The sequence below is a fragment of the Rhodosalinus sp. genome, assembly GCF_041685465.1.
Classification (GTDB): domain Bacteria; phylum Pseudomonadota; class Alphaproteobacteria; order Rhodobacterales; family Rhodobacteraceae; genus Rhodosalinus.
Genome location: NZ_JAWLFS010000229.1, coordinates 1 through 4668, shown reverse-complemented (window position 1 = coordinate 4668; position 4668 = coordinate 1). Strand labels below are relative to the sequence as shown.

At 69.3% G+C, this 4668-nt stretch carries 6 protein-coding genes; 2 read left to right on the top strand and 4 right to left on the bottom strand.

Annotation, left to right across the window (positions count from 1 at the left end):
* From ACESL7_RS13180 to mdh, 3 genes are all read right to left on the bottom strand, one after another.
* Positions 1-567: succinate--CoA ligase subunit alpha (locus ACESL7_RS13180; protein ID WP_372893769.1), on the bottom strand; the 567-nt coding region annotated here is incomplete at its 3' end.
* A gap of 114 nt (positions 568-681) precedes the next feature.
* Entirely contained in the window at positions 682-1875 is a 1194-nt protein-coding gene (gene sucC / locus ACESL7_RS13175) for an ADP-forming succinate--CoA ligase subunit beta (protein WP_372893768.1), read from the bottom strand.
* A gap of 229 nt (positions 1876-2104) precedes the next feature.
* The gene (gene mdh, locus ACESL7_RS13170) at positions 2105-3067 is read right to left on the bottom strand and encodes a malate dehydrogenase (RefSeq protein ID WP_372893767.1); all 963 of its coding nucleotides are present in this window, start codon (positions 3065-3067) and stop codon (positions 2105-2107) included.
* Between the two features lie 159 nt (positions 3068-3226).
* On the opposite strand from mdh, the gene ACESL7_RS13165 reads away from it, so the two are divergent.
* A complete protein-coding gene (locus tag ACESL7_RS13165; RefSeq protein WP_372893770.1) occupies positions 3227-3973 on the top strand; it encodes a sulfite exporter TauE/SafE family protein in 747 nt (248 codons plus the stop codon).
* 45 nt (positions 3974-4018) lie between these two features.
* Here ACESL7_RS13165 and ACESL7_RS13160 read toward each other — a convergent pair whose 3' ends face one another.
* Positions 4019-4198, bottom strand: coding sequence for a hypothetical protein (locus ACESL7_RS13160; protein WP_372893766.1), 180 nt, complete (start codon positions 4196-4198; stop codon positions 4019-4021).
* A gap of 175 nt (positions 4199-4373) precedes the next feature.
* Here ACESL7_RS13160 and ACESL7_RS13155 point away from each other — a divergent pair.
* A partial coding sequence (locus tag ACESL7_RS13155) for an aldolase/citrate lyase family protein (RefSeq protein WP_372893765.1) occupies positions 4374-4668 on the top strand: 295 nt, incomplete at its 3' end.

Sequence of the window (4668 nt, the reverse complement as noted above, 5' to 3'; positions counted from 1 at the left end):
GATGTGTTCCGTCCCCTTGATCGGATCGCCGCCGATGCCGACGCAGGTGGACTGTCCGAGGCCGACGTCGGTCGTCTGCTTCACGGCCTCGTAGGTCAGCGTCCCCGAGCGGGAGACGACGCCCACCTTGCCGCGCGTGTGGATGTGGCCGGGCATGATGCCGATCTTGCAGGCGTCCGGCGTGATGACACCGGGGCAGTTGGGGCCGATCAGCGTGGTGCCCGAGCCCTCGAGCGCGCGCTTGACCTTCATCATGTCGAGCACCGGGATGCCTTCGGTGATGCAGACCACGAGGCCGATGCCGGCGTCCACCGCCTCGAGGATCGAGTCGGCGGCGAACGGCGGCGGCACGTAGATCACGCTGGCGTCGGCACCGGTCTTGTCCACCGCCTCGTGGCAGGAATCGAAGACCGGCAGGCCGAGATGCTCCTGTCCGCCCTTCCCGGGCGTGACGCCGCCCACCATCTTCGTGCCGTAGGCGATCGCCTGTTCGGAGTGAAAGGTGCCCTGCGAGCCGGTGAAGCCCTGGCAGATCACCTTGGTGTTTTCGTCGACGAGAATGGCCATCGGGGCCTCCTTCGTAGGGTGCGTGCCTGCACGCACCGATCGTTCGTCCATGGGGTGCGTGACAGCACGCACCGATCCGTCGTGCCGGGGCGCGGCGCGCACGCCCCCGCGGGCTTACCCCTTGACCGCCTTGACGATCTTCGCCGCCGCGTCGGACAGGTCGTCGGCCGCGATCACGTTGAGGCCGGATCCGGCGATGATCTCCTTGCCCTTGTCCACGTTCGTGCCTTCCAGCCGCACGACGAGCGGCACCTCGAGGCCGACGTCCTTCACCGCGGCGATCACGCCCTCGGCGATGATGTCGCAGCGCATGATGCCGCCGAAGATGTTGACGAGGATGCCTTTGACGTTCTTGTCGGAGGTGATGATCTTGAAGGCTTCGGTCACCTTCTCCTTCGTGGCGCCGCCGCCCACGTCGAGGAAGTTGGCGGGCTCCGCGCCATGGAGCTTGATGATGTCCATCGTCGCCATGGCGAGGCCGGCGCCGTTGACCATGCAACCGATCTCGCCGTCGAGCGCGATGTAGTTGAGGTCGTATTTCGACGCGGCGAGCTCCTTCGGGTCCTCCTCGGATTCGTCGCGCAGGCTCGCGACGTCGGGATGCCGGTAGAGCGCGTTCGAATCGAAACTCATCTTCGCGTCGAGGCACTTCAGCGCGCCCGCGTCGGTGACGATGAGCGGGTTGATCTCCAGCATCTCCACGTCCTTCTCGACGAAGAGACGGTAGAGCGTGCCCATCAGGCTCACGCACTGTTTCACCTGCTTGCCCTCGAGGCCCAGCATGAAGGCGATGCGCCGGCCGTGGAAGGGCTGATACCCGGTCACCGGATCGACGGAGAACGACAGGATCTTCTCCGGCGTGGCGGCGGCGACCTCCTCGATGTCCATGCCGCCCTCGGTCGAGCAGACGAAGGAGACGCGGCTCGACTGGCGGTCCACCAGAAGCGCGAGATAGAGCTCGCGCGCGATGCCCGAGCCGTCCTCGATGTAGACGCGTCCCACCTCCTTGCCGGCAGGTCCGGTCTGATGGGTGACCAGCGTGCGGCCGAGCATGCGGCGCGCTTCCTCGTCGGCTTCCTCGACCGACTTGGCGAGCCGCACGCCGCCCTTCTCGCCGGCGCCGGGCTCCTTGAAGTGGCCCTTGCCGCGGCCGCCGGCGTGGATCTGCGCCTTGACGACCCAGAGCGGGCCCTCGAGTTCGCCCGCGGCGGTCTTCGCTTCCTCGGCGCGCATGACCGCGCGCCCGTCGCTCACCGGCGCGCCGTAATCGCGCAGAAGCGCCTTGGCCTGATATTCGTGGATGTTCATCGCTCACTGTCCCGTTCTGTACACGGTCGCATTCCGACTAACCCCTCCGGCGCCGCCGGCAAAGGGATTTCCGCCCGGAGGCCCGCCTTCGGCGCGATTTTCCGGGCTTTGTGATCACGCTCAGAAATCGTGTGATCACATGCGCGCAGCAGCATGCCGCGGCCCGGACCACGAAAAGGCGCGCGCCGGGTCCCCGACGCGCGCCCCTGTCTCGGTCCGGTCATCTTGCTCAGGCGAGCGTTTCGTCGACGCTCTTGCAGGCGGCCACGAGGCCGCGCACCGCATCGACCGACTTGTCGAACATCGCCTGCTCGTCCTTGTTGAGCTTGATGTCCACGATGCGCTCGATCCCGCCGTCGCCGATCACCGTCGGCACGCCGACGTAAAGCCCGTCGAGGCCGTATTTCCCGTCGCACCAGGCCGCGCAGGGCAGGAGGCGCTTCTGGTCCTTGAGATAGGCCTCGGCCATCTCGATGGCGCTCGTCGCCGGCGCGTAGAAGGCCGAGCCGGACTTCAGCAGGCCCACGATCTCGGCGCCGCCGTCGCGCGTGCGCTGCACGATGGCGTCGAGCTTGTCCTGCGTGGTCCAGCCCATCGACACCAGGTCGGGCAGCGGGATGCCCGCGACGGTCGAGTAGCGGGTGAGCGGCACCATGGTATCGCCGTGCCCGCCGAGGACGAAGGCCGTCACGTCGCGCATCGAGACGTTGAACTCGAGGCTCAGGAAGTGGCGGAAGCGCGCCGAGTCGAGCACGCCGGCCATGCCGCAGACCTTCTCGTGCGGCAGGCCCGAGAACTCGCGCAGCGCCCAGACCATCGCGTCGAGCGGATTGGTGATGCAGATGACGAAGGCGTCGGGCGCGTGCTCCGCGATGCCCTCGCCCACGGCCTTCATGACCTTGAGGTTGACGCCGATGAGATCGTCGCGGCTCATCCCCGGCTTGCGCGGCACGCCGGCGGTCACGATGCAGACGTCGGCGCCGGCGATGTCGGCGTAGTCCTGCGTGCCCTTGAGCGCGGCGTCGAACCCTTCCGCCGGGCCGGATTCGGCGATGTCCAGCGCCTTGCCCTGCGGCACGCCCTCGGCGATGTCGAAGAGCACGACGTCGCCAAGCTCCTTCATCGCCGCGAGATGGGCGAGCGTGCCGCCGATCTGCCCCGCGCCGATCAGCGCGATCCTGGGTCTGGCCATGAGATGTTCACTCCGCTCGATTGCGATCGGCGCATGGCGTAGTCCTTCGCACCCCGCCGCGCAAGTGCGCGGCGCGCGCGGAGGCGGGCGCGACCCGCTGGCCCGGCGGCGCGGCGTCCGCTAAGGCGTGGAGGTCAGGGAGGTTTCGCGCCGATGGAGATGTCGCTGCCGGTTTTCGCACTCGCCGCGGCGGCGGTCGTTTTCGCCGGCGTCTCCAAGGGCGGCTTCGGCTCCGGCGCGGCCTTCGCGGCCGCGGCGATTCTGGCGCTCGCCATGCCGCCGGGCGAGGCGCTGGGCATCATGCTGCCGCTTCTGATGCTGATCGACCTCGCCACGCTGCGGCCCTACTGGGGGCGCTGGGACTGGCGTGCGGGGCGGCTGCTGATCCTTGGCGCGATACCGGGCGTGGCGCTGGGCGTGGCGCTCTGGCGCGTGGCCGACGACGATGCGATCCGGCTCCTGATCGGGGTGATCGCGCTGGGGTTCGTCGCGTGGCGGGTCGCGCAGGCGCGCGGGCTGATCCGGCCCGCCGACCGGCGGCTCGCCCCCGGCTGGGGGCTGGCGGCTGGCCTGACGGCGGGCTTCACGAGTTTCGTGAGCCACGCCGGCGGGCCGCCGGCGGCCGTCTATCTGCTCTCGGGGCGGCCGGACAAGACGACCTTCCAGGCGACGACCGTGCTGATTTTCTGGATCATCAATATCGCCAAGGCGGTGCCCTATGCCGTGCTCGGTCTCTTCACCGCCGAGACGTTCGCGGCGAACCTCGCGCTCGCGCCCTTTGCGCTCCTCGGGGCCTGGGCCGGGGTGAAGGCGCATTTCCTCGTGCCGGAGAGGGCGTTCTTTCTGCTGACCTATGCGCTTCTGACCGCGACCGGCGCGAAGCTCGTCTGGGACGCGCTCGTCTGAAACCGGGACAGGCGCGGTCCGAGAGGTGCGCGCCGCGCGCGCCCCCTACGGCGCCGGTGTGCGGCGCGTCGGTGGCGCGCCGCGGGGCGGCGGACCTGCCGAATCACACGCCGCGGAGACGCCTTGAACGGGTCCCGGCAACCGCCCCTCGGCGATATCGGCCGAGGTCGCCGCCGCGAGCGCGATCAGGCCGAGGCCCATGGCGTGGATGACGACCTGCTTCATTCCGTGGCCTCCTTCGCCTTTGTATGCGGGCGCGTACCGTGCCCGTCCGTGGTTGACGAAGGGTTTGCGGGCCGCGCGCCGCGCGCCCGCGCGCAATGCTGCGACTGCGAAAAAAGGGTTGAACCCGCCGCGGGAACATGGCCCATACGCGCAACATTGTTGCGGAGGCGAGACCATGGACGAACGATCGCGCCCTTACAGGTCGGTGCTCTACATCCCCGGATCGAAGGCCCGCGCGCTCGAGAAGGCGCGCACGCTGCCGGTGGACGCGATCATCTTCGATCTCGAGGACGCGGTCGCGCCCGACGCCAAGGCCGAGGCGCGCGAGACCCTGCGCGCCGAGCTCGACGCCGGCGGCTACGGGCAGACCGCGCGGCTCGTGCGCGTCAACGCGCTCGACACCGAGTGGGGCGCCGACGACATCGCGGCGATGCGGGGCGCGGATTTCCACGGGCTTCTCCTGCCGAAGG

Coding starts and splice junctions, on each gene's coding strand:
- ACESL7_RS13160 (WP_372893766.1), bottom strand. CDS start 4,198: ATGAAGCAGGTCGTCATCCACGCCATGGGCCTCGGCCTGATCGCGCTC.
- sucC (WP_372893768.1), bottom strand. CDS start 1,875: ATGAACATCCACGAATATCAGGCCAAGGCGCTTCTGCGCGATTACGGC.
- ACESL7_RS13165 (WP_372893770.1), top strand. CDS start 3,227: ATGTCGCTGCCGGTTTTCGCACTCGCCGCGGCGGCGGTCGTTTTCGCC.
- mdh (WP_372893767.1), bottom strand. CDS start 3,067: ATGGCCAGACCCAGGATCGCGCTGATCGGCGCGGGGCAGATCGGCGGC.